The sequence below is a fragment of the Frankia sp. CgMI4 genome (assembly GCF_001756285.1).
Lineage (GTDB): Bacteria > Actinomycetota > Actinomycetes > Frankiales > Frankiaceae > Frankia > Frankia casuarinae.
Genome location: NZ_MAQZ01000125.1, coordinates 47,065 through 71,176 on the forward strand (window position 1 = coordinate 47,065; position 24,112 = coordinate 71,176).

A 24,112-nucleotide genomic window follows, 5' to 3' on the forward strand; every position below is an offset into this window, starting at 1 on the left:
CGCCGGCACGCACGATCCCGGCACCGACGATGACGAGCCAGAAGGCATCGGAACCGCCGACGCGGACACCGGTAGGCGGCGAGGTCGGCGGGTCGGTTCCCGGCGGACCCCACGGGGCACGCTGTCCCGGGAGGTGCTGCTGGCGGCAGCGATGGAGGTCGTGGACACGCACGGCGCGGGCGCGTTCAGCATGCGGGCCCTCGGCGCGTTCCTCGACGTGGATCCCACGGCGATGTACCGACATTTCGCGACGAAGAACGCGCTGCTCGACGCGCTGACGGACACGGTGATCCGCGGGGTGGAGGAGCTGCCGGAGACCGACGACCCCSGCCGGGACATCCGGGAAAACTTCCGTCAGCTCCGACGCTCCCTGCTGGCGCATCCGACCCTGGCGCCGCTGGTGCTGCGCCGCCCGCCCGGGGTGGGCGCCTACTGGGAGCGGGCTGATCACGCGGTCGCCCAGCTTCACCGCGCAGGCATGGATCCGGCCGACGCCGCCAACGTCTACCAGACGCTGCTCTTCTACACCCTCGGCCACACCCTCAGCGAGGCCCGCCAGCTCGCCCGGGCCGTGGAACGGGAGGGGGCCGGCGCCCGCGGCGGCCCGGTCGCGGCGGTACGCCCGCCGGCCGAACACCACCCGGATCTCTCCGATGCGGCACCCCATCTACGGGAGGAGAACGAGGCCCAGTTCCTCGCGGGCCTCGACCTCATCCTGCGCGATCTCCCCCGTTGACATCCTCTTCGCCCGAAGGGCGGAGATTCCCGCCGTCACGCGGGCGCTCACCGGCGGGGGCCGACCGGCGCGGGGCCGGGCTGTCATGCGCTGAGCTGGAGGCGTGGCCCGGCGAACGTCGCCATGATCTCATCAAAGGTTGCCTCCGGCCGGTAGCCGGCACCCGGCGCTTTTTCACCTCGCCGCCGGAGCGCGTCAAACTGCAAGGTCCACAGTTCGCTCTCCGTCGCCGGAAGCGCGACGACGACCGCATCGTCCTCGTCGTCCATCTGCCCGGTCAGCCAGGAGATCTGGTCCGACGGCAGCGCACAGACATACACCACCTCGCCCGCGGCGTTCGCCCGCACGGCGCGCAGTTGTTCCGCCTGACTGTCCATGCCCAAGGCCGCGCCCAGACGCTCGGCGACCAGCTGCCGTTCCCAGGCGTCGGCATCCTGCGCGATCCGGACGATGACACCGCGCACCTCCAGCTCAAGGTGGATCCGGAGGTTGACGTCGGGGTCCCCGTCGAAGTACCAGGCGATCAGGTCCGGCAACGCGGCACGCATCTCCTCGGCGGTCGTCTCGGYGGCCACCAGACCAGGACACTGCGGCGACCAGGCCGACCAGCAGGGGCCGTCCCGGCGAACCAGCACCGATACCACCTTAGACACTATCGATCACCTCCAAACGCCTCCTYGACCGTCAGCCCCACCTGCTTGACCAGTATCTGCCGGACGACCCCCGGCCCGATGGTGATCCGGTCATGAAAAGCAAGACGAAGTCGTGGACGTCCGTCCGCCTCCAGCCATCGGTGAGCTGAATCGTCCTGTTTTGTCACTCGATATCCCAATCGTCCAGACACTCGCAGAAGCTGACGTGCCTTCAACGAGGGAAACCCCCCGGTCACGGAGAGCCRGCGGCCAGGAATGAAACCAGAAGAATCGCACGGATGGTCGTGCGGGCGGATGACTTCATCTCGATACTCCACGTCGTGGTCAAGGACGGGACGTCTCCATGGTAGCCGAGAAGAGAAGCAGGACAATAAACTCGGGAAAATGGTGAATGATATACCCTCGCTACCCACCTGACATCAAGTTCCGTGGACTCATCGCAGCAGGACGAATGTCGCATTCATATCGCTACATCCGGCAAGCCGGCCGGAGTTCCTGAGTACAGCCAGTGTGGCGGGTGGCTCGGGATGCGGCGTAGCGGGCACCGGACGCTTCCGGCCAGGTGCGTCGTTTCAGGTGCGTCGTTTCAGGTGCGTCGTTTCAGGTGCGTCGCTCCGGCCGTCCGTAGATGTCACAGCGAGGAGCGGGCCGCTACGTGCCGCGAGCGGCGGCCGACTCGAACGATCGCGAACGTCGACGACCGRCCAGCCCACTCCGCCGGACCGCACCACCTGCCACCATCACCCCGAACCGGGAAGATCATATCTAGTAATACACGGATTTCCGCTCGGAAATCGCCCACCTCGGCTGCACCACCGCACAGGGGCGGGCCTCTTCCGGAAGGCTTTCCCAGGGAGGATCCGTTATTCCGAAAATCCGAGGCACGAGAACCGACCGTTCTGGAACCGACCGTTCTGGAACCGAGCGTTCTGGAACCGAGCGTTCTGGAACCGAGTGCACCGAGCCGCCCTGGCGTGCTCCCCCGCGCAGGTTAGCTGCCCACCCGCCTTGCTACGGTACAACCGTGCCCGCCGCCGCCCCGCTCGCTGCGCCGGTGCATCCCGGGCCTTCCCCAGGTTTGGCGTGGTGGGCCAGGACGGCATAACCCGCGCGAGTGCGGGAAAGGCCTGCGGACAGCGGTGACTTGCCCGTACGGAACGGCCCGGACGTGCGGAACGGCCCGGAGGACCATCAGGACCGCAGGGCCACGAGAGCCAGACCACGAGAACGACGAGGATCGGAACGGCACATGAGGATGCTCGACGGGCGGTCGATGGCCGCCGAGATCGGCAGGTACGTGGTCGACGAGGCCGAGAGGCTGGCTGCGGCGGGAGTCACGCCGACCCTGGCGGTGGTCCTGCCGACCGCGGATCCGGCCGCGTATTCCTATGCCGAGATCATCGAACGGACCGCGGGCAAGGTCGGCGTGCGCTGTGTGCTGCATGAGCCGAAGGGCGAGCCGGCGGCGATCCTCGACACGATCGACACCGTCGCCGCCGATCCGACCGTGCACGGGATCATCGTCCAGACGCCGCTGCCAGGCGGGCTGACCTCCCGCGAGGTCGGCGAGCACATTCCGACGGCCAAGGACGTCGACGGGATGAACCCGAGCAGTCTCGGCCGGCTCGCGCTGGGTCTGCCGAGCTTCGCGCCGGCCACCGCCGCCGCGGTGGTGGAGATCCTCACCCGGGCCCGCATCCCGATGTCCGGCGCCCGGGTATGCGTGATCGGCCGCGGCCCAGTGGTCGGCAAGCCGGTCTCGCTGCTGTTGCTCGCCGAGGACGCGACCGTGACGATCTGTCACTCCCGGACCAAGGGACTGGTGAGCATCGCCCACGAGGCCGACATCATCGTGTCCGCCACCGGCCATCCCCGCCTCGTCGGCGCCGGCTTCGTCCGCCCGGGTGCGGCCGTCATCGACGTCGGCACCGTCGTGACCGAGACCGGGCAGGTCGGTGACGTGGACGCCGCGGCCGTCTCGTCCCTGGCGGGCGCCCTCACCCCGGTGCCGGGCGGCGTGGGACCGGTCACCACGATGCTCCTGCTGCGCAACACGATCCGGGCGGCGCGCGCCGCCTGATCGGCACACCGGCCACCTGGCATCAGCGGGGCCCGCCACCTCAGCGGAGCCCGCAGCGGCCTCAGACGGAGCTGTAGACCGGCCCGGCGAGCCGTACCCGGTTACGACCATCGGCCTTGGCCCGGTAGAGCGCGGAGTCCGCACGGGCGATGAGGCCGGCGAGGTCGCCGCGGGGGCCGTGATGTGTCGCGACTCCCACGGACACGGTCACCGACAGGGGAGGCCGGCCCTCCAGCCGGCAGTGGGTTCCGRCGACTTGGCGGCGGATCCGTTCCGCGACATCGGCCGCGTTCTCCAGCTCAACCTCGGTGAGCAGCACCACGAACTCCTCGCCCCCGAACCGTCCGACGAGATCCCGGGGGCGGGTCGCCGCCCGCAGCGCGTCCGCCACCGCGATCAGAATGACGTCCCCGATGAGATGACCAAACCTGTCATTGACCCGCTTGAAGTGGTCGATGTCGACCAGGAGCACCGACAGTGGACGCCCCACCTGGCAGGCCCGGTTGATCTCGCGTTCCGCGACCTGGCGCCAGTACGCCGGGTTGGCCAGCCGGGTCTTCGCGTCGGACCGCGCGGCATGCAGGAGCTCGGCGTGCAACAGGCTGCGTTGCAGCAGCAGGACGGGGGGTGTGATCGCCAGCATGAGCAACGGGTTCGCCGCCCACAGCACCGCGACCACGATCGACGAGCAGATCTCGGCGGCCTGCGCGGGCACGAGGTCGCGGCACGCATGCCGGAGCGGGGTCCGGGCGGGGATGACAGGTGACGGGACGACCCCGGTCCGGTCCGGCCGGTCCGGCCAGCCCGGCCGGGCTGGACCGGCCGCCACACCGGAGCACGAATCGAGGCTCTCCCGACCATCGGACGTCGCCATCCCCATCACGGTCAGCCTCATCCCCATCACGGTCAGCCTCATCCCCATCACGGTCAGCCTCGCCACAACCGGGTAAACCGCAACCGCGGCGAGGAAGGCCAGCACCGCGACGCCGGACCCGACGAGGTTGTCGACGGTGAACGGCCCTCGATCGGGGCTAAGCAGCAGATGGACGCTGGAGGCACAGAAGCCCGCGATGCCCAACGCCGCGGCGTGGAACACGCGCAGATGCGGCGGCTGTACTGGATCACGACGGCCGGCGAGCCAGCACAGCGGCAGGCTGACAACCGCCGGGTAGAACGGCGGCAGCAGGACCGCCGCCGCCAGCGTCCAGGTGGACAGCAGGTCATGACGTCGGGCCCCGGGAACGGTCAGATCCTCACCCAGCCGTCCGGACGCCACCACGGCCAGCGCCCCGAGAACAACGAAGGTGGCGAAGGCCGCGAGGTCGGTCCATCGCGGACGCAGACCCGCCGCCGCGAACCCGGCCATGCTCAGCCAGCAGAAGACTACGATTAACCCCCGCCGCATCAACCCCCCGGGCGCGCGCCACAGCATCCAGCCGTGGCCGAGCAGGCGCAGCACGGCCAGGCGAGGGCCGGCCAGGCGAGGGCCCAACGGCGGRGGGCCGATCATCCAGGGGCCGACGGGTTCGGCGCTCGCGGGTGGGGCGGACGCTTCGCCTCGTGCCGCCCCGCGACCGGTCCGGGCAGTCGTGCCCGCTCCCCGCGTGGTCACCCCGCGGACTCGCCGCCAGCCACGCCGAAGGGTGCCCACCAGAACGGAACCCGCGCCCCGCGCCAGTCGTATGCGTAACGGCATTGGTGGATGGCCTTCCTCGTTCTTGTCCACGGCCGTACCCGGCCGGAACCGCCCGGTGAATCCAACCTGGTCGCTGCTACTTACGGTGAATCTTCGAGAACGAAGAGTACGAAGGCGCTTCGCCAATTCGCAACCGTCCGAATGCCGGTTCTTAGCCGTTCGCGGCGTCGCCGAGCCGTGTTTTCTCCCCGGCACGCGCGCGATAGTTGCCCAGGAAATGGCACCTGACCTGCGACGACGAATGCCGGGCCGAAGGAGGCGTCACGACGGGCCGCCCGGTCGCGTCGGCTGCGGGACACCGCCGAGAGACCACATCCGACACGCCCGGGAAACGGCACGTCCGCCGCCCGGAGACCAAGGACGGCCGAGGGAGGGACCGCCGAGGGACCAGCTCGATGCCCGCCGTCCGCTCCTGACACCTGGCGGCGGCGTAGGGACCGACGCGTCGGTAACGCGGACGAACCGGTGACGCGGACGAACCGGTGACGCGGCGATCAGATGGTACGGGCGACCGCCTCGACCATCGCGGCGGCCAGGGTGGCCACGTCGGCGGGGGAGATGATGAACGGCGGCATCGTGTAGACCAACCGTCCGAACGGGCGGACCCAGACCCCGAGATCCACCAACAGCGGCTGGATCACGGTCATGTCGACGGGCTCCCGCGTCTCGATCACTCCGATGGCGCCGAGTACCCGCACGTCGGCGACCCCGGGCAGGTCGGCGGCCGGGGCGAGCCCGGCGGAGAGCCCGGCGGAGATCTCGCGCACCCGAGCCTGCCAGGGCGAGGAGAGGAGCAGGTCGATGCTGGCGTTCGCGACCGCGCTCGCCAGGGGGTTGCCCATGAACGTGGGGCCGTGCATGAACGCGCCGGCCGGCGAGTCGCAGACGCCCGCCGCGACCTCGTCGGTGCACAGCGTCGCGGCCATGGACAGGTATCCACCGGTCATCGCCTTGCCCACGCACATGATGTCGGGGCTGATGCCGGCATGGTCGCAGCCGAACAGCTCGCCCGAGCGGCCGAACCCGACCGCGATCTCGTCGGCGATCAGCAGCACCCCGTAGTGGTCGCACAGCTCGCGCAGCCGCGCCAGCCAGCCCGGCGCATACCACCGCATGGCTCCGGTGCCCTGCACAACCGRCTCGCAGATGACCGCCGCGATCTCGTCGGCGTGCCCGGCCAACAGCCCCTCGATCTCGGCGACGTGAGCGTCCTCACACGGCTCGTCGAAGGCGCAGGCCGGGGCGGAGGCGAACAGATGGYGGGGCAGCAGGTGGCTGAACAGGTGATGCATGCCCGCGTCCGGATCACAGACCGCCATCGCGCCCGAGGTGTCGCCGTGGTAGCCGCGTCGGATGGTGAGCAGGCGCGTCCGGCCCGGCCGGCCCCGTCCGGTCCAGTACTGCAGCGCCATCTTGATCGCGACCTCGACGGCGACGGAACCCGAATCGCACGGGAAGACCCGCCGCAACGGATCCGGCGTGATCGCCACGAGGGTCTCGGCGAGGGCCACCGCCGGCTCATGGGTCAGACCGCCGAACATCACATGGGACATCGTCTCGAGCTGCCCGCGCACCGCCTCGTCGAGCACGGGATGCCGGTAGCCGTGAATCGCCGCCCACCACGACGACATCCCGTCGATCAATTCCCGGCCGTCGGTCAACGTCAGCCGGGTCCCCGCGGCGGATGCGACCGGGAAGAGYGGCGTGGAGCCGGACACCGAAGCATACGGATGCCAGACCACCCGCCGATCGCGGGCGACGAGGTCGCCCACGTCCGCCACCGGGGTCTGGGGCCGGGGGGTGAGCGCGGGCGGCGGGACGGCGATCGTCGAACGAGGGGTCACCTCCCCACTCTCGCCCACCCCGGTCGACGGCGGTGGCCTGGGTGGCGCTGGCCCGGGCCGAYCGTCGTGCGTCTCACACAACTGCGGTCTCACACCACTGCGTCACCCGCCCGAGCTCGTCACCCGCCCGTCCTGCCCTCGAACCCCAACCCGACAGGAGTCCAACTCGCGGCTACCCCCACTCAGTCGGCGGCGTCGAGGACGGCGAGCGCGTCGACGAGGACGAGGAAGTMACGGGGCAGGTCGACGCACACGGTGGTCCGGGCCGGGAGGGGTCCTTGACCCAGGTCGCATAGAGCGTGTTGAACTCCTCGAGATGGGCGCTATTGGTCAAGTGGACGCGCATCATGATGACATCATCGAAGGTGACGTCGGCGGCGGCGACGCCAGGGGCACGACCGATGTCGTGCAGAAGCGCCGCAGCGACGACATCGGCATCCGCGCCAGACCGCCGTGCTTGCTCGGCGGTCTGGCGCGTGCTCCAGCTGGTTGACACCCCCGTCCTCGTACGGATTGCCTTCCAGCCCACGGCAGTATCGCGAGGATGCCAGGAACTGTGAAKTGAGGTAGTGCGGATGGTTCGCCTTCCATGGTTCGCCGTCTCGGTCGACCGGCCCCTCGGCCAGGGTGAGGCCAAGTTTCCCAGCGGCGGCATCGCCCCGGTGTGATCTTCGCGGCGGAGGCGGAGGCCGACGGCCCCTGGCTGATCGTCGGCCAGGAGTGCCAGGTAGGAGTAGTTGCCCAGGCGCATCGGGCAGGATGTCAGTGTGGTCATCCCGATTCACGACATCAATCCCCTGCGCCGCCGCCCGGTCGTGACCTGGCTGCTCATCGCGGCGAACGTGGTGATCTTCGTTTTCTTCGAACCGGTGGTCAGCTCGGTCGCCGGCACGGAGACGTCGGCGGCACAGAACATCTGTGAGCAGCAGCGGTTCTTTCAGGAGTGGGGCGCGATCCCGTGGGAACTGGTGCACAATGCGCAGCTCACCGCCGCGAACTCCGGCCGGATCGGGGTGGATGCGRCCGGCAACCCGKGATGCATCGTGGAATCACCGCCCAGCTTCGACAAGATCCCGGTGCTGTCGGTGCTGACCTCGATGTTCCTGCATGGAAGCTGGCTTCATCTGATCGGCAACATGCTGTTCCTCGGGGTCTTCGGCAACAACATTGAAGATCGCATGGGCAGGCTGCTCTACCCGCTGTTCTACCTGGTCTGCGGATACGCCGCCGGGTACGGCTTCGCCTTGTTGGAGGGTGGGTCGACGAACACCCTGATCGGCGCCTCCGGCGCGGTCGCCGGCGTGTTGGGGGCCTATCTGGTGCTCTTCCCACGGGCCCGCGTCATCGGCCTGGTCTCCGTCCTGTTCTTTCTGCCGTTCTGGCTGCCGGCCTGGATCGTCCTCGGTTTCTGGTTCGCGTTGCAGTACATCTACTTCACCGGATTCGGCGTCGCCGACGGCGGTACCGTGGCGTACGGAGCACATGTAGTCGGCTTCGCGGTCGGCGCGTTGCTCGTCACGCCGTTCATCAGCCGGCTGCGAGCCGCCGGCCCCGGGACGCCGCTCCGGGTGCCCCAACACGGCTGGATTCGCGGCACGGGGAACTCGTCGGCCCGCCACCGCCGCCCCTACTGAGCGATCCCGATCTTCCGCGGCCTGACCGTCGTGGCATCCCGCCGGCACCTGCCGGACGTGGACGCCGCGACGGCGGAAGCCGCCACGACGACAACGGCCGCCACGGCGGCGACCGTCACGACCGTCGAGTAGTCCCGAAGCCGCGAAGGCCCGCCCGGCGGTCAGGCACCCCAGCGGTCCGGCATCAGGACGCCGACGACCCGCCGACGATGGAGTCGGGGGTGGTGGAGTCGGCAGCCTCGGCCGCGGCGGCGTCGTCGCAGCCGCCCGTGTCGGCCGCGGATGCCACGGCCACGGCTTTCCCGGCGGGAACACGACGTCGCAACAGACCGCGCCGGGCTCGCGGACGGCCTGCGTCGGCCGACCTCCGGCCGGGCCGCTTCCGGCTACCCGTCACGACCGGCGCGTCCTCGGCCTCCGCCTCCGCTGCGGGCCTGACGGGCTGTTCCCCGGTTGTCGAGGCGACCTGCGCGGGCTGCGAGTCCACGGCCGGCTGCGAGTCCACGGCCGGCTGCGAGTCCACGGCCGGCTGCGAGTCCACGGCCGGCTGCGAGTCCACGGCGGTCGAGAAGGCGGCCTCACCGGTCTCGACAGCCTCACCGGTCGCCTCGGGCAGGTCGGCCAGAGCGGCATCCTCCGCCTCCTCCGCGACCCGCACGTCGAGAGCGACCGTCCGCCAGTCCTCGAAGACCTCCTGAACGGCGAAATCCGCGGCGAGCAGGGCGTCACGGTAGCGAACGAGCTGCTCGTACGACAGGGTCGGATCCGGCTGCGGTCCCGTCACCACGGGGACCTCGGAGGCCGTCGCGGTGGCGCCCGCGACAACGGCCGCGACGACGGCCGTGGTCACCCGACAGGTAACGGACCCGGCGGAGTCGATCGTCTCCGTCAGCGTCCAGGAACGGCTGGCCGCCGCGGCGAGCCGCGGATCCGTGAGCGCCCCGCCGCCGGCCTGCTCCGTCAGAAGCGTCGCGATCCTCGCCGCGACCGTGGTGGTCGCCACGTCGCCCCTACCCCATCGCACGACCGCACGTCCTTTCCCTCGATCTCTGTCTGCCGCTACGCCGAAGACGCCCATGATCGGCCGACCCCGGAGAATGGCGCCGGCACCTGAGGGCGAGAACTGCATCTTGACGGACGGATCGGATGCGCTACGCAGCGGGGTGCTTTTTGCCACATGGCGGACATACGATACAAACACCGGACGGCCCCGATCGAGGTTCCCCTGCTACGGCCAACGGGCCGCAGCGCCGCGCCGGGGAGCAGGCGAAACCTCCGGGCTCGCGGACGGACTCTGCATCCGCCGTCGGCACRCCAATTGCGACCTGGCGTAATCACATCATGAAGTCGCTCGATTACACCTCACCGGACTTCGGCGGACGCCGCCCGGACCTACCCTTTTCGGATGAGGCCGGAACCGGCGTTCACGGGTTCACCGAACGRCATCCGCCGAGACGCACGACACCGCTTCCGTGCGGTCGAGGTCACCGCCTCCAACAGCGAGCGTTATATTCTGCTTGCTGCAGGTGACAACAGCGACGGTCTTCTACGGCGTCAGGGTCGGGCGGAGTCAACGGTGTCAGACGAACTGGCGGACGGTTCCGGAGTCGGTGACGCACCGGGGCCTGCGTCGATCACCGGAACCATCCGGGTGTTCCTTCTTGACGACCACGAGGTGGTGCGTCGCGGGCTGCGGGATCTCCTCACCGACGAACCCGATGTGGAGGTGGTCGGGGAGGCCGGGCGGGCCGATGAGGCGGTCGCCCGGATCCTGGCTCTCCAGCCCCACGTCGCGGTGCTGGACGCACGCCTGGAGGACGGCAGCGGTATCGAGGTCTGCCGGCAGGTCCGGTCGAGCGATCCACGGATCGCCTGCCTCATCCTGACCTCGTTCGACGACGAGGAGGCGCTCTTCACAGCGATCATGGCGGGCGCGGCCGGCTACGTTCTCAAGCAGATCCGGGGAACCGCCCTCGTGGACGCGGTGCGCCAGGTGGCGGCGGGCAAGTCTCTGCTCGATCCCGCGGTGACGCCCCGGGTCCTGGTGCGGCTGCGGGAGGGACCGGCCGAGGACGAACGGCTCTCCGGGCTCACCGACCAGGAGCGGCGCATCCTCCGGCTGATCGCGGAGGGGCTCACCAACCGCCAGATCGCCAGCCGGATGTTCCTCGCCKAGAAGACCGTGAAGAACTACGTCTCCAGCATGCTGTCCAAGCTCGGGCTGGAGAGCCGGACCCAGGCCGCGGTGTTCGCCACCAGGCTGAACCCCTGAACCCCTGAGACTCTTGAGGCCTCTGAGGCCCGGGGCTCCCCGCAACCCCGCCGCACCCGCTAACCGAGGACGCCCCATCCCTCGCCGGAGTGCACGCGAAGCTCGGGCAACGGCGCGATCACTGGAACCTGCCAGGTCATGGTGGTGCCGATGCCGCCCGCTCCCGGGCCGAACTCCATCCGGCCGCCGAGGTCGAGCGCACGGTGTCGCAGGTTGGCCAGCCCGCTGCTGCGCGAGGCCTTGCCAGGGCCGCGGCCGTCGTCGCGCACCTCGACCAGGAGGTCAGCGTCGGTGACCCGCAGCAACACGTGGATCCGGGAGGCCCGCGCGTGGCGGGCGATGTTGGACAACGCCTCGCGCAGCGCCGCGAGCATGTGCGGGCGGATGGCCGCGGGGACCCCGCGGTCGATCGGTCCGTCCAGCCGGACCGTCGGGGTGATTCCCAGGGCCCGTTCGGCCTGGGCGATGACCGCTTGGATCTCGGCGCGCARATCGGTCTCCTCAGCAGCGTTGGAGGTCAACGAGAAGATCGTCTGACGGATGTCGGAGATGGTCTGGTCAAGCTCGCCGGCGGCGGCGTCCAGCCGCTCGGCCGCCCGGCTGTCCACGGCCCGGGCGAGGCTCTGCAGGTGCAGACCGGTGGCGAACAACCGCTGGATCACGACGTCGTGCAGGTCCCGAGCGATGCGGTCCCGTTCCTCGAAGACGGCCAGACGCTCCCGGTCGCGGTGCACCCGGGCCAGTTCGAGGGTGAGCGCGGCCTGCCCGGCGAAAGCCGCGGCCATCTCCAGGTCCAGACCGCCGAAGGAGGCCGAACGCCCACCCGAGCCGAGGACAAGGATGCCCAGCGCCCGGCCACCCGCCATCAGCGGCACCACCATGCCGACCTTCACCGGGAGGTCGGCATGGTCCGCGCCGAACAGCGGACCGCCCGGGGAGTCGGCGGGCACGAGCACGGCCCGGCCGGTGCGCATGGCCTCGTTCAGGCGGCGGTTGTCGGCGAAGACCCGGCCCCGCAGGTCGTCGTCCCCCTCCCCGTCGACAACCCCGACGACCAGGCCGKCCTCGTCGGGGACGAGGATCGCGGCGAGCCGGGCCGCAGTCGCCTGACGGGCCCGCCGGGCCACCAGGTCGAGCGCCTTCTCGGGCTCCGCAACCGACAGCAGCGCGGTCGTGATCTCCGCGCTGGCCGAGAGCCAGGCCTGCCGGCGCCTGGTCTCCTCGTACAGCCGCGCGTTCTCGATCGCGAAACCGACCGCGGCCGCCAACGCGCACGCCAGATCCTCGTCCTCCTGGGTGAACTCGCCGCCGCCGCGCTTCGCGCCGAGGAACAGCGTTCCGAACGCCGCGCCCCGCACCATGATCGGGACGTTGAGGAAGGTGTCGAACCGCGGGTGCCCGCCGGGAAACCCGATCGCGACGGGATGACGGGCGACGTCGGCCACCCGCAACGGCCGCGGGTGGCGCAGACTCTCCCCGATCAGGCCGCGCCCCTCGGGAAGCCTGCCGATCATGGTGGGCACCTCGTCAGGGAAGCCCACGTGGATGAGCTCCGAGATCTCCCCGTCGTCGCCGATCACCCCGAGGGCGCCGTACTTGGCCCCCACGAGCTGGCAGGCGGCCTGCGCGATCCGGCGCAGGGTGACCGGCAGGCTCAGTTCCCGGGCCACGTCGACGACCGCGTCGAGCAGGCCACGCATCCGGGTCTGCACGGACGCCACTTCGTTCACCTGCTCGGAGAGCTGGATCAGAAGCTGTTCGAGCCGCGTGGGATCGACATCGGGGACGGGTCCGCTCATCGGCCCAGGCCCAGGGCAATGACCGAACCTTCGTCCGGGTATCGACGGAATTCGACGAAAACCACCGCGCGTGGCACCTCATTTCCGGTCCCTCGCTCCAGCAGGGTGACGCGCGGGCGCCTGCCCAGGCGGAAGGATTGCCTGCCATGCAGGATATCCGGCAAACACCCACTCCGTGGAGCCGCGGGCGGAACGCCATGACGGGCACCGGCCGGGTCTCGGGAGGCCACAACGCGCCGGGCTACCTCCAACGTAGAGTGTTGTTCATGGCAGTGCCCCACCTCTTCCTGCACCGCGACCGTGTGACGGACCTGAGCCGGGTCGTCAGCGCGGCGTGTACCGGGCGGGCCTGAGCCAGCGTCATCCTCCCGCGGCGCCGCCGGCGGCGCCGGTGGCTCGTCGCCTGCCGTCCCTGGCTGGCTGATCGGCTGGTCCAGCTGACAGTTCCGTCGCCCCGCCCCGACGATCCGTCGGCCGCGCGACGCCACRCTCAGCCCGTTCGCACCGTGATCTCCACCGCTCCGCGCCGTCGCGCTCCGTGCCTGCGTCGCGGCGGGCCAACGCCGGCAGGACATCACCATCGTGCTCATTCGATGCGGTGACCCGGCGCCTCAGTCCCGCGCGCGGCACCGCTTCTCCCCGCCCGGCCGTGTCCGGCAGTGTGCCGGCGAACGCCACCGGCATCACCCGCGTCCCGGCATCACCCGCGTCCCGGCATCACCCGCGTCTTGGGAGTGACCCGTGYCCCTCCTCCACCCGGTCCTCATCGCCGACCCCATCCGCATCGCCGACCCCACCTGCATCGCCGACCCCACCCGCAGCGCCGACCCCTTCGTGCCGGCCTCGTGCCTGAGCGATGAGCCGGGCCTCATCGACCTGGTGACCCTGTGCGAACTGACCGCCGCGCTCGCGGCGACACCCGAGGTCTGGCGTCCCGTCATCCGTCACCGTCCCGACCGCCGGTGGTACACCCGGCTGCTGCTCTCCGCGACCGTGGAGGTGTGGCTGATCGGCTGGTATCCGGGGCAGYAGACGGAGGTACACGATCACGGCGGCGCGCTGGKGGCGCTGACGGTCGCCGAGGGTTTCGTGGAGGAGGACCAGTACGACCGGAGCTGGACCAGCTCCCAGGTGCACCGGCACGGGACCGGGGCCGTGGTCGGCTTCGACCCGACCCACATCCACCGGGTCGCCAACCGCGGCCGGCAGGTCGCGACGACGATCCACGCCTACTCCCCACCGGAACTGTCGATGYGGTTCGCGCCGGCGCCGGCCGATGGCGGCCGGGCGGAGGATCCGCGTGCCGTCGAGATCCCACCCGCGGCCGCGGCAGCCGCGACGGTCCTGGGCCCGGCCGTCACCATCGGCGCGGCCACCGCGGCGATGGAGGCGGGCAGGGGCGACCGCAGGGCTCCGACCCACGCGGTGGCCGGGAGCGGCGCATGACGGCAACCGAGCACGCCACAGCCACACCACCGAGCCGGATTGACGCGATGCTCGCGGCGGCCCGGTCCCGGCTGCACCGACTCGAACCGGCGCAGGCCGCGCGTGCCCTGGCCGAGAACGGCGACGCGGTGCTGGTCGACATCCGACCCGCGGCGCAACGCGCCGCGGAGGGGGAGATCCCCGGCGCCGTCATCGTGGAGCGCAACGTCCTCGAATGGCGGTTCGACCCCACCAGCGACGCGTGCCTGCCACTGGCGACGGGGGACGATCTGCAGGTCATCGTGATCTGCTCAGAGGGTTACACCTCCAGCCTCGCAGCCGACTCGTTGCGACAGCTCGGCCTGTGGCGCGCCACCGACGTGATCGGCGGATTCCACGGCTGGGCGGCGACCGGGCTCCCCACCTGCCCGGCCCGCTGACCGCCGCGACCCGCCGGCCCGACCGAGGCTTCGACCGGCTTCGACCGGGCCGGCGGGTTTACCCAGGGGGTCTACCCGGGGGGTCTACCCGGGGGGATCCCGGTCGTGCCGGCCACGTCATCGCCGCCCCTGCACCCCGCAGAGGTCAGGGGCGCATGCAGCGGCAAAAGCATCGGATGTGGTTCTGCGCACATTTCTCTACCGAAATCATCCCCCGAGAACCGGGGTAAGCGGACCTTCGCGGGATCGTCACCCGTACGCAATCGAACCCGGGTACCGCTCCAACCTTGATCGACGATGCCCCGCCGACGCCCCTCCCGGGCCGCGCCGGCCATCCGGCAACGATCTTCATGCAGGCTGTTTCCGCTGTCCAGTAGCGCTTCCCCGCCCATCCGGYGGTACCCGGCGAGCCCGGCACCGGCCGCCGTGGCGACCGAGCCCGACCGACGGCAACACCGATCCCGCCCGACGGCAGTCATCTCGGAACGCGCACGGTGCGTGACCATCTACCTCGGCACACGCCGGTACGGAGCCCCGGACGTCCGCGTTCCGGAACCCTTGCTATCCGGTCGAGAGACGTCTACGTTCCTCGGTTAACGAGACGAGACGGGATCGTTTCCGAGCGGGGCTCCGGCCACGGTAGGCCAACCGAAAAGGCAGCGTCGACGGATTCCACCCGGAACGCCCGAGGGCTTCTCGGCTCGACCAGGTCGACCTGCCTGTCTGGGTGTAGGCAACACCGGATTCGGCGGTCTGGAAAAGCAGTGTGTCCGCCTTTGCAACGTCAGCAGGAGACGGTATGCCCAGTCAGCCCAGCGTGCTACCCGCTCGAAGCTTCGCCACGCTCAGCTCCCTGTCCGCCGCGTGTCACCACGTGTCCGGCGGTGCACGATGAGCGCCGGCGTCCCGGTTCTTCCCGGCCGTGATCTGCCGCCACAGCCGTTCGGAGCTGGTTGGCCCGCCTACTGGCGCCAGGAARCGGCATGCCGCGACGGCGACCCGGACGCATTCTTCCYGCCGGACGGCCGCAACACGAAAGCCCGGGCCGCGGCCGAGAGGCGGGCCCGCAAGATCTGCTCCGACTGCCCGGTGCAGCGCCCATGCCTGGCCACCGCGATCTTCTGTCAGGAAGAGCACGGGGTGTGGGGCGGCCTGACCTCGGACGAGCGTGCTTCCGTCGTCCCCCGCGGGCGGCTGAGCGCGGACGACGCCCTGGTCTTCGCCGACCGGCTGCTGCTGTCCGTGTCGGTCGCGAGCTGAGCGGACCGCGCCCGGTGACCCCGGGCGCGTCCCGCAGCGGTGATCGCCCCCTGGTCACGCGGTGGCTCCTCACGCCKGCCGATCTGCCCGGATATCGGCGGCGATGATCAGGATCATGGTTCCAGACGGCTCGGCCGCGACGCCCTCGCTATCCGGTCGGGCCATACCTCATTGACGGACCCGGCCCATCCTGGGCAGTCTGCATGTCATCACCTCACGCCGCGGGGCGTGCGGCGCGGCGGCGCGGGGACCGGACGCGGGAGGGCGCGGTGGRCACGGGTATGGCTCCCGGCGAGGCCGGATTCGACGATCCGGGCGGTGGCGGCAAGAAACCCCGGGCCGTGCTGCCACAGATAGACCCTGGGAAATTCGCCGGAAAATTCTTTTCCCTGAATATCATACTTTATATCGAACCAGCCCTGCAGGGTCCTGCTCGCCGTTCCGCGCCCGCCACGCCAGGTACGGATTCCCGGCAACTCCGGCTGGAACGGCAATTCCGGCTGGAACGCGACGGACGTCGCGCCGTCGATTTCCTCCCCGTACGGCGGAGAGTTCGCTCGTGAAACCACGGCGGCGCCTTCTTCTGCTGCGGCACRCAAAGTCGGACTGGGCCGAAGGGTCAATCCACGACGCCGATCGACCGCTGTCCGGATCGGGCCGGCGGGGCTGCGAGCTCATCTCGCGCTACCTCACGGACAACAAGCTCGCGCCCGACCTCATTCTGTGCTCCTCCGCGCTGCGGACCCGGCAGACCGTCGAGGGCCTCGCGGATGCGCTCCCCCCGAACGTCCCGGTCCTGACCGAGGACCGGCTCTATCTGGCCGAGGCGCAGGACCTGCTGGACCGGCTGCGTGAGATCGACGACGGAGTGCCCAGCGTGATGCTCGTCGGGCACAATCCCGGTATCCACACGCTGGCCGTGGCCCTGCTGCCCCCGGCCGAGCGATACCGGATCTCCACGTTTCCGACGGCGGCACTCGCCATCCAGGATCTGACCGTTACGCGCTGGGCGGAGCTGGGTCAGGACTCGGCCCGGCTCGTCTCCTTCGTCACGCCGCGGGGCCTGCGGGAGGCCGTCGGACCGGCAGGGGCCCCGAAACCCGGCCCGCCGGCCTGAGTCGGGAACGCCGCCGGCCTGAGCTCGGCCGGCGGCCGAGCGCCGCGGCGCGGCAGCCCGATGAACTGGTAGGTGCCGCGCCAGGCCTCGTGAACCAGATCGGCACTGCACTCAGTAGGCCTGCTCCATGATCTTGGATGCGAGGGCGAAGACGCCGCCAACGACCAGCAGTGCGCCAGCCGCGATCCACAACGGCACCGAGGCGAGCGGGAGGGCGAACGTCCCGACAACAAAGCCTACGATGATCAGAAGTACCGCGGCCCACGAACCCGTGTTGGCCTTGTGGTGACCGGTCTCACTAGCCACGTCCACTCCCGTTCGTCCTCATCGGGGCCGCCCGGCGACCCGATGCACATCGTTTTCCGGTGCGAGACTACCCGCGATCGGCATGTCCGATCCCGGATGGCGATGTACCTTTGCCCAATCTCGCCATTCTGCCCGATCTTGCCATTCCCTTCCCGCGCCGGGAGCCCGGTCACCCGAATCCGGCGACCCGCCGCAAGTCCACCAACTGGTCGTCGAGCCAGCGCCGCACGTCGTGGGTGCGGACCTGTCTGGCGGCCGCGGCGAGCCGACGATGGCGCTCCTCCATCGGCATCGTCAGCGCGGTGTACAGGGCGTCGGCCATCTGCTGCACGTCGAAGGGGTGCAGGGTAACGGCGAACTCGCCCAGCTCCTCGTGCGCCCCGGCCATCTCCGACAGCGCCAGCACGCCGCCACGCCGGTTGACGACCGCGACCTCCTTCGCGACCAGGTTCATCCCGTCGGCGATCGCGTTGACGATCAGAACGTCACAGATGGAGTAGGCCGCCACGGCGAGCGGGAAGTCCTCGACCATCCGCAGGTCGATCGGCTGGCGCCCCTCCTTGGTATGCCGGGCGTTGATCTCCGCGACGACCGCGCCGATCAGGGCGATGTAGTCGGCGTACTCCGGCACGTCGGTGCGGCTGGGCTGCAGCAGCGCCAGGAAGCTGACCTTGCCCACCAGCTCCGGATGCTGATCGAGTAGGGTGCCGAAGGCCAGAAAGCCACGCACGACGTTCTTGCTGGGGTCGGTGCGGTCCACCCGCAGGATGAGCTGACGGTCATCGTCGAGGAAGATGTAGCGCAGCATCGCYACATGCGCCGCCACCTCCTCAGAGGCCTGCGTAGCGTCCAGCGCCGCCGGGTCGACCGAGATCGGGTGGTACCGGGCGCGGACCACCCGATCCGCCACCGTCACCGTCAGCTGCTCCAGGTCGATCGGCAGGCCGAGCAGCTCCTGGGCGCACAGGACGAAGTTGCGGGCGTAGCGCCGGGTATGGAAACCGACCACATCACTACCGAGCAGCCCGCGCAGTAGTCGCTCCCGGATGTCGGCGGGCAGGATGCGCCACTCGTCCGGCCCCGGCCAGGGAATGTGGATGAAATGCGTGAGCACCGCATCCGGGCACTGCTCCCGCACCCAGTCAGCCACGAGGTAGAAGTGGTAGTCCTGCAGCAGGACAAGCGCCTTGCCACCCCGCGCGCGCACCTCGTCAACCACCGCGTCGGCGTAGGCCCGGTTGACCGCCGCGTAGCCGTTCTCGAAGGCGTCGTGCTCGGCCCGGGTGAACACCGGTGACAGCGACCGGCCGTAGAGGCCGTGCTGGATGAACCACAGGACCGGGTTGGACCACACGCTGTAGAAGTCGGCGTAGGCGGTCGGATCGGTAACGACGAGCCGGACCCGGATGGCGGGGCCGTCCGGGTCGCCCTCCACGAGCCGGGGCGAGGGATAGGTCTGGACGAGGATGGAGCTCCCGGCGCTCTCCCCGGCGACGGCRACGTCCTCCTCGCTGGCTGCGCCGCACACCCACACCGCGTCGTCGAGATGCTCGGCGAGTCCGGACAGGGCCGAGACGAGGCCGCCCGCCCCCCYGGTGACGGTACGACCGGTGGCGTCCCGGTCGAACCTGACCGGACCGCGATTRGACAGCAGCACGAGCGGCAGGTCGAGCGACAGGTCGAGCGGGTTGAAGTCCGACACGGCGGATGCGGCCTCCTGGTCACGGGCGGTACTCGGCGTCCGGCACCGCTGAACCCGAGCGCCCGAGCGCACGGGGACAATCCGGACTGTAGTAAGCCCGGCTTTCGGATGCACCGCGTTGCAACGCGGCTAGGACGTTGTTACCCAGACCTTCATCTGGTTACTGCTCTCACCCGAAAGGTGTCCTCCTGTAATCAGATGCCCMGGCAAGCCGCAACGGGGAGATCCCGTCCCACGTCGGGAGGCGTGCCGTGCCTCACCCCAGCCGTCTACAGACCGTCCCGGTAGTCCCGAACCTCCTGCACGGCCGATCCCAACGACGCCAGCGACGTCTGCAATGTGTCGCGTGTCTCCACCAGCGCGCTGGTCAACTGTTCGACCGCACGGTGCTCACTGCCGTCGGTCGCCGCGATCACCATCGCCTGCGCCTCCTCGATCATGCTMAGCGCGCCCTCCAACTGCCCGGCCACCTCCTCGGTGCGCCGGAACGCCTCGTCGAGCTGCGCCTTGACGTCGGCGATCGTGCCTGACACCCGTCCTCATCCCTTCCTGGAACCACCGCTCCTGGAACCACCGCTCTTCGATGCGCCGGCCGAAGCCTGCCCGCCGCCGAGGCCGAGACCGAAGCGGACCGCCACCGCGAGCGCGGCCAGCGACGCGATCACCCCGACCGGTTCCATCGGGGCGAGCCGGAACGTAGCCAGCACCATCACCGCGGCCGTGCCCGCGCCCAGGGTGCCCGCCCGCAACACCGCCTTCGCCCCATCCTCGCCGCCGGCCCCGAGGGCGACCAGAACGGCGGCGGCCACTGTCGACCCGACCAGGCATGGCAGCGCGGGCGCGGCGACGAAGGCCCGCAGAAGTCCGACGATCCCGAGGATGAGCAGGCAGGCGAGGGCGGTCAGCAGCCCGGCCGACGCCGGGCCGGTGCCCTTGGAGACGGCCCGCAGCTCGGCGGCCTTGCTCATCGCGTCCAGGCAGAGCTCGTATGCCTGGCGCGGCGCGGTCCGCGGGTCCACCTGCGCGGCGGACGGCTCGTGCGGGCCGCCGGCGCGGCCATCCCGCGCAGCCCGGCCCGCCCCCAGCGGCAGGCCATCCGACCGGTGCCGCTGCCGCGCGAGCCCCCGTCCCGTGCGGTCGGCCTCCCGTCCGGCCTGTGCCAATGATCGGCCCCGCCGATCGCCCGGTTCGGCCGGGACGTACCCGCCCCCGTCGCGGTAGAGGCCGCGATCCGCCGTCCCCTTCTTCGCCAGGCCGACCCGCGGGACGGCGGCAGCCGCTTCGGCCGAGGCGTCGCCGGCCGCCGAGCGCAGCTGGTCGAGCTCGGTGAGCCCATACTGGGCGAGGGGCTCGGCGACCTGGTCCCAGACACTGCGGACCCTGGCCCGGATGTCCTGGGCGGCGYCCCGGTGCCGACGCGCGGCCGCCCGGCCGTCCTGCCGTCGGTCGCGGGCGTCGCGGCCGGCCCGGGCCCGGGCCTCGTCGGACGCACCGAGCAGGCGCCGGTACTGCATCGCCGCCTTGGCCGGATCGTCAAGATCCGGGTCGCCAAGGCCCGCGTCGCCAAGGCCCGCGTCGCCAAGGCCCGCGTCGCCGAACAGGTCGGCGAGATCGGACGCATCCACCGGCACAGATCCAGCCACGATCCCGTTCCGTCCTCTCCCGGCGCCTGCTCGGCCGTCGATCCCCACGTCGCCGACAGCCGCCACGTCGCCGACAGCCGCCACGTCGCCGTCGCTTCCCGCCCCGTCGTCGGTCCGCATCGGACTACCCCTGATCCAACGGCGCGAACGGCACCACGGTGCGCGGTTCGGCCTGGACGTGCCGGTCGAACAGGACCGCCCGATTCGGCATGGTCCCACCGGTCACCGACCGGTGTCCGGCCAGGACGAACAGGTCGCTGCCGGGTACCCCGGCCGCCACCCACGCGGCGATGTCGTCCCGGTTACCCGGACCGAGGTCCTCGGCCAGCCGGGACACTCCCCGCCACCAGCCCAGCAGGTGCACGCGCTGCGCCGGTCCCCGGCGGGTGAGCGTGCGCAGGTCGTCCAGTCCGGTGCGACGGGTCACCGGGTCACGCGCCTCCAGCCCGGCCCGGCCAGCGTCCATCGCAAAGACGACGACGAGCCGCAGCGGCGGCGCGACCGGGCCCACGCTGCCGGTGAGTGCGGACTCCTCCCGGACACGGGTCTCGTCGGCGGCACCGGCCAGCACCGACCGCAGGCCGGTGACATCGGCGACCCGAACGGGATGCCCGGCCCGGCGCACGCGCGCCGCGAGCACCTCCGCGGCGGCGAGCGCCATCGGCTCCGCGACGATGATCTCGACCACCAGTCCACCGGCCGGGACCTGCGCGGCGACGCTGGCCGCCGCCGCCTGCAGGATGCCGACCGCCTCCCGACGCAGCGGACCGAGCACGGCGAGATGCCGGCCGGGCAGCGCGGCGAGCCGTACCCCGACCGCGGGCGGCGCGAGGTCCAGGGGCACGCCAACCAGCGCGAGGGGATCGACATCGTTCTCGGCACCGTCCCCTGAGCCGCTCCCGGAACCGCAAGCACGCCCCGGCGACGCATCGCCCGCCAGCAGGCTCGGACCGGTTTCGCCACCGTCGCCGATGATCGCTTCGGCCGCAACCGCCTCGACGGCCGTCGGCGCCGGACGCCCGTCCAACGCCTGGTAGATCGGGTTGTCGTCAAGAACCGCGGGGGYGTGACCAGCAAAGACCCGCGGGGGCCTCGCATTCGGCACACTGCGCGCGGTCGTGGCCGCCAGCCGCCCACGCAGCACGCCTATCGCCGCCGGATCCGGGAAGGCGACCCGGACGAGTTCGTTGCCCGCAGGATGGCCGTTGCGCCGGTTGACGATAGCCTCCCCGACGCCCGAGAGCGCGCCGGCAGCCTCGTTCGCCGTGGACAGCAGGACCCGTGACTCCGAGATCGAGGTACGCAGCGCCACGCGCAACGCGAACTGCCCGAAGATCGAACCACGCTTCCCGGCGGTGGCATCGAGCGCGTCGATACCGGACAGCGTCTGGCTGGCGAGCAGCAGATGGACCCCGTAGGCGCGGCCCTGGCGGGCCAGGACCTCCAGGTGCGCGACGGCCTCCCGCGCCACCGAGTCCATCGGGGTGAGCATCACCTGGAACTCGTCGACCACGACGATGATCCGCGGCCAGGCCGAGCTCCGGTCGGCCGCCCGCAGGCCTCGCAGGTCGCGGGCGCCGACCGCGCGCATCGCCACGGCGCGGCGGCGCATCTGTTCACGGACCGCCCGCAGCACCGCGACGCCGAACTCGCGGTCGCTCTCGATGCCGACGGTGTCGGCGTGCGGCAGGTAGAACGGGTCCGTCGGACCGGCGGCAAACTGGGCGAACTCCAGCCCCTCCTTGAAGTCGAGCAGATGGAAGCGGACCTGGTCGGGCCCGTAACGCGCGGCGATCCCGTAGATCACGTCGAGGAGCAACGTCGACTTGCCCGACCCGGCCTGGCCGCCGACGAGGGCGTGCACGGTGTCGTCGTCGAAGGTGAACCCCACCGGCCCGTCGGGGCCCTGCGCCACCTCGACACCCACCCCGGCTGCGCTGTCGAACTCCCACAGGCCGCGGGGCAGCATGTCGCTGATGGCGGGCGGGCGGGCGGCCTCCCGGGTGGCCGCCGCGGCGACCTGAGCCGCGACCGCTGCGACCAGCATGGAGTGCGGCGGCGGGTCCAGCTCGACCCGCAGCAGACCGGTCAGCGACGTGCGCCAGCCTCCCGCGGCGGCCCCGCGCCATCCCGGCCGATCGGCGAGGAGCTCGACCGCGGTGAACACCACCGACCTCGGCAGGGGTTCCGTCACCGAGTCCTCGTCCTCGTCGGCTCCCAGACCGCCGACGTCGGGATCCAGCGGCGTCACCGCATCGGGATCGTCTCGCGAGCCGCCCAGGACCGGCTCCACGCCGGACGGCCGGACCTCCACGATGGAGATCACCACCACCCCGCAGGACGGGCCCTGGGCCGCGATGGCGGCGAGCGCCCGCGCGCCCTCGTCGTGCAGCCGGGGCTCACCAAGCAGCACCAGGACGCGCCAGGGCTCCGAACGCGGAAGCCCGGCCTCCTCCCGCTCCCGCAACGAGTCGAACCGGCCACCGAGCCGGTCCACGGTGATTCTTCCCACCTCCGCCGACAGCTCCGCGAGGACCTCCTCGAGCCGGGCCCGCGTCGTGAGCGTGGGGGTGGCCACACCGGCGGCACGCAGCGGCGCAAAGCCGGCGAGCCCGGCACCGAACTCGTGGGGATCGTAGACGACGAGTCGGACCCACCCGGCCGGCGCCGCGGCGAGGACGCGGGTCAGCAGGCCACGCACGAGGTCGACCGCGGCGGGCCGGCTGGACCGGGTCGTCTCGATCCGCAGGTTCAGGCCGTCCAGCAGCGGGATGGCCAGTGGCACCGTCCGGTGCTGCGCCGTGGGATCGTCGGGCGGCACGATGACCTGACCGACCTGCCACAGAGCGGGCCGGAAACGAGCCCGGTCGCCGACCGGGGCGACGCCGAAGGGGCCGTGCCGCCAGTCGGGCGCCGCCCAGGACGCGCCGGCGAATCCACGCGCCCGGGAACGGGCGATCACGGCGGCCCGGGCGAGCTCCCCGGCGACGTCGAGCCGCCCCGCGCCGGACTCACCGGGGCCACCGGCCTTCCCCGAGGCACCGGCCTTCCCGGAAGCACCGGAGCCCACCTCGGTCTCGATCCGGTCCGCCTGCTCATCCAGCCGGTCGGCGAGCGCCAGTGCCGCCCCCAGCGAGGACTGGATGCCGGCCACGAGCGTGCGCGCCCGCCGGGTACCCGACACGTCGACCTCCCCACACTGTGTGTTGCCGTGCTCGGCGTCGAGCCCCCCGACGACCATGACACGTCCGACGGAGCAAACATCCCAGAACGCGCCGACCGGCCGAACTGGCCTGCCGGCGCGACGGTCTGGACACAGGGACATCGCCGGACGAAAGCATGCGACGACATCGGCGACGTTATCGGTACAACCACCCGCCGCCTGGCCGTTCCGGACGACGGCGACGCCGGGACCACCCGAGCGGGCCACCCCCGACCGGCACCAAACCAACGGCGCCGCGCGTGTTCAATGATCCGTCGGGGCAACCGTCCCGGTCAGGTAAGC

Annotated in this window: 19 protein-coding genes; 9 read left to right on the plus strand and 10 right to left on the minus strand. The window is 71.0% G+C overall.

Annotated features, from left to right (window positions below; genetic code table 11):
- Nucleotides 1-133 precede the first annotated feature (133 nt).
- Nucleotides 134-736 carry a TetR/AcrR family transcriptional regulator gene (locus tag Manayef4_RS20975; protein ID WP_254665777.1) on the plus strand — a complete coding sequence of 201 codons (603 nt, stop codon included), beginning with the start codon at nt 134-136 and terminating at the stop codon, nt 734-736.
- Nucleotides 737-819: 83 nt separating this feature from the next.
- On the opposite strand, the gene Manayef4_RS20980 is transcribed toward Manayef4_RS20975, so the two are convergent.
- Complete coding sequence (locus Manayef4_RS20980) at nt 820-1,389, minus strand: hypothetical protein (RefSeq protein ID WP_070133047.1); 570 nt, start codon at nt 1,387-1,389, stop codon at nt 820-822.
- A 1,249-nt stretch (nt 1,390-2,638) separates the two neighbouring features.
- On the opposite strand from Manayef4_RS20980, the gene Manayef4_RS20985 reads away from it, so the two are divergent.
- Nucleotides 2,639-3,469, plus strand: a complete 831-nt coding sequence (locus Manayef4_RS20985; protein ID WP_023840500.1) for a bifunctional 5,10-methylenetetrahydrofolate dehydrogenase/5,10-methenyltetrahydrofolate cyclohydrolase — start codon at nt 2,639-2,641, stop codon at nt 3,467-3,469.
- A 61-nt stretch (nt 3,470-3,530) separates the two neighbouring features.
- Here Manayef4_RS20985 and Manayef4_RS20990 read toward each other — a convergent pair whose 3' ends face one another.
- Both Manayef4_RS20990 and bioA read right to left on the minus strand, forming a co-directional pair.
- Nucleotides 3,531-4,961 (minus strand): GGDEF domain-containing protein, encoded by a 1,431-nt coding sequence (locus Manayef4_RS20990; RefSeq protein WP_254665779.1) that lies wholly within the window; start codon nt 4,959-4,961, stop codon nt 3,531-3,533.
- A 698-nt stretch (nt 4,962-5,659) separates the two neighbouring features.
- A complete protein-coding gene (bioA, locus tag Manayef4_RS20995) occupies nt 5,660-6,946 on the minus strand; it encodes an adenosylmethionine--8-amino-7-oxononanoate transaminase (RefSeq protein ID WP_070133194.1) in 1,287 nt (428 codons plus the stop codon).
- 379 nt (nt 6,947-7,325) lie between these two features.
- Between bioA and Manayef4_RS25225 the strand changes: the two genes are divergently transcribed.
- On the plus strand, nt 7,326-7,502 hold the full coding sequence (locus tag Manayef4_RS25225; RefSeq protein ID WP_175443445.1) for a hypothetical protein: 177 nt from the start codon (nt 7,326-7,328) through the stop codon (nt 7,500-7,502).
- 274 nt (nt 7,503-7,776) lie between these two features.
- Nucleotides 7,777-8,643, plus strand: a complete 867-nt coding sequence (locus Manayef4_RS21000) for a rhomboid family intramembrane serine protease (RefSeq protein WP_070133049.1) — start codon at nt 7,777-7,779, stop codon at nt 8,641-8,643.
- 184 nt (nt 8,644-8,827) lie between these two features.
- Here the strand turns inward: Manayef4_RS21000 and Manayef4_RS21005 are convergent, their stop codons facing one another.
- Nucleotides 8,828-9,646, minus strand: coding sequence for a hypothetical protein (locus Manayef4_RS21005; protein ID WP_035941293.1), 819 nt, complete (start codon nt 9,644-9,646; stop codon nt 8,828-8,830).
- Nucleotides 9,647-10,231: 585 nt separating this feature from the next.
- Here Manayef4_RS21005 and Manayef4_RS21010 point away from each other — a divergent pair.
- Complete coding sequence (locus Manayef4_RS21010) at nt 10,232-10,915, plus strand: response regulator transcription factor (RefSeq protein ID WP_070133196.1); 684 nt, start codon at nt 10,232-10,234, stop codon at nt 10,913-10,915.
- Nucleotides 10,916-10,974: 59 nt separating this feature from the next.
- Here Manayef4_RS21010 and Manayef4_RS21015 read toward each other — a convergent pair whose 3' ends face one another.
- A complete protein-coding gene (locus Manayef4_RS21015) occupies nt 10,975-12,714 on the minus strand; it encodes a GAF domain-containing sensor histidine kinase (RefSeq protein WP_070133051.1) in 1,740 nt (579 codons plus the stop codon).
- A 741-nt stretch (nt 12,715-13,455) separates the two neighbouring features.
- On the opposite strand from Manayef4_RS21015, the gene Manayef4_RS21020 reads away from it, so the two are divergent.
- From Manayef4_RS21020 to Manayef4_RS21035, 4 genes are all read left to right on the plus strand, one after another.
- Nucleotides 13,456-14,160 carry a cysteine dioxygenase family protein gene (locus Manayef4_RS21020; protein WP_070133052.1) on the plus strand — a complete coding sequence of 235 codons (705 nt, stop codon included), beginning with the start codon at nt 13,456-13,458 and terminating at the stop codon, nt 14,158-14,160.
- 47 nt (nt 14,161-14,207) lie between these two features.
- On the plus strand, nt 14,208-14,579 hold the full coding sequence (locus Manayef4_RS21025; RefSeq protein WP_035941325.1) for a rhodanese-like domain-containing protein: 372 nt from the start codon (nt 14,208-14,210) through the stop codon (nt 14,577-14,579).
- Nucleotides 14,580-15,470: 891 nt separating this feature from the next.
- Nucleotides 15,471-15,839 (plus strand): WhiB family transcriptional regulator, encoded by a 369-nt coding sequence (locus Manayef4_RS21030; RefSeq protein WP_070133053.1) that lies wholly within the window; start codon nt 15,471-15,473, stop codon nt 15,837-15,839.
- Nucleotides 15,840-16,398: 559 nt separating this feature from the next.
- Nucleotides 16,399-16,956, plus strand: a complete 558-nt coding sequence (locus Manayef4_RS21035) for a histidine phosphatase family protein (RefSeq protein ID WP_070133054.1) — start codon at nt 16,399-16,401, stop codon at nt 16,954-16,956.
- 111 nt (nt 16,957-17,067) lie between these two features.
- Here Manayef4_RS21035 and Manayef4_RS21040 read toward each other — a convergent pair whose 3' ends face one another.
- From Manayef4_RS21040 to Manayef4_RS21060, 5 genes are all read right to left on the minus strand, one after another.
- Nucleotides 17,068-17,268 carry a hypothetical protein gene (locus Manayef4_RS21040; protein ID WP_023840511.1) on the minus strand — a complete coding sequence of 67 codons (201 nt, stop codon included), beginning with the start codon at nt 17,266-17,268 and terminating at the stop codon, nt 17,068-17,070.
- 163 nt (nt 17,269-17,431) lie between these two features.
- Entirely contained in the window at nt 17,432-18,964 is a 1,533-nt protein-coding gene (locus Manayef4_RS21045) for a trehalose-6-phosphate synthase (protein WP_070133055.1), read from the minus strand.
- A gap of 269 nt (nt 18,965-19,233) precedes the next feature.
- Complete coding sequence (locus Manayef4_RS21050) at nt 19,234-19,497, minus strand: hypothetical protein (protein WP_011435917.1); 264 nt, start codon at nt 19,495-19,497, stop codon at nt 19,234-19,236.
- A gap of 6 nt (nt 19,498-19,503) precedes the next feature.
- Nucleotides 19,504-20,727, minus strand: a complete 1,224-nt coding sequence (locus Manayef4_RS21055) for a hypothetical protein (RefSeq protein ID WP_070133057.1) — start codon at nt 20,725-20,727, stop codon at nt 19,504-19,506.
- A gap of 4 nt (nt 20,728-20,731) precedes the next feature.
- Nucleotides 20,732-23,848, minus strand: coding sequence for an FtsK/SpoIIIE domain-containing protein (locus tag Manayef4_RS21060; protein WP_254665780.1), 3,117 nt, complete (start codon nt 23,846-23,848; stop codon nt 20,732-20,734).
- Nucleotides 23,849-24,112: the final 264 nt, after the last annotated feature.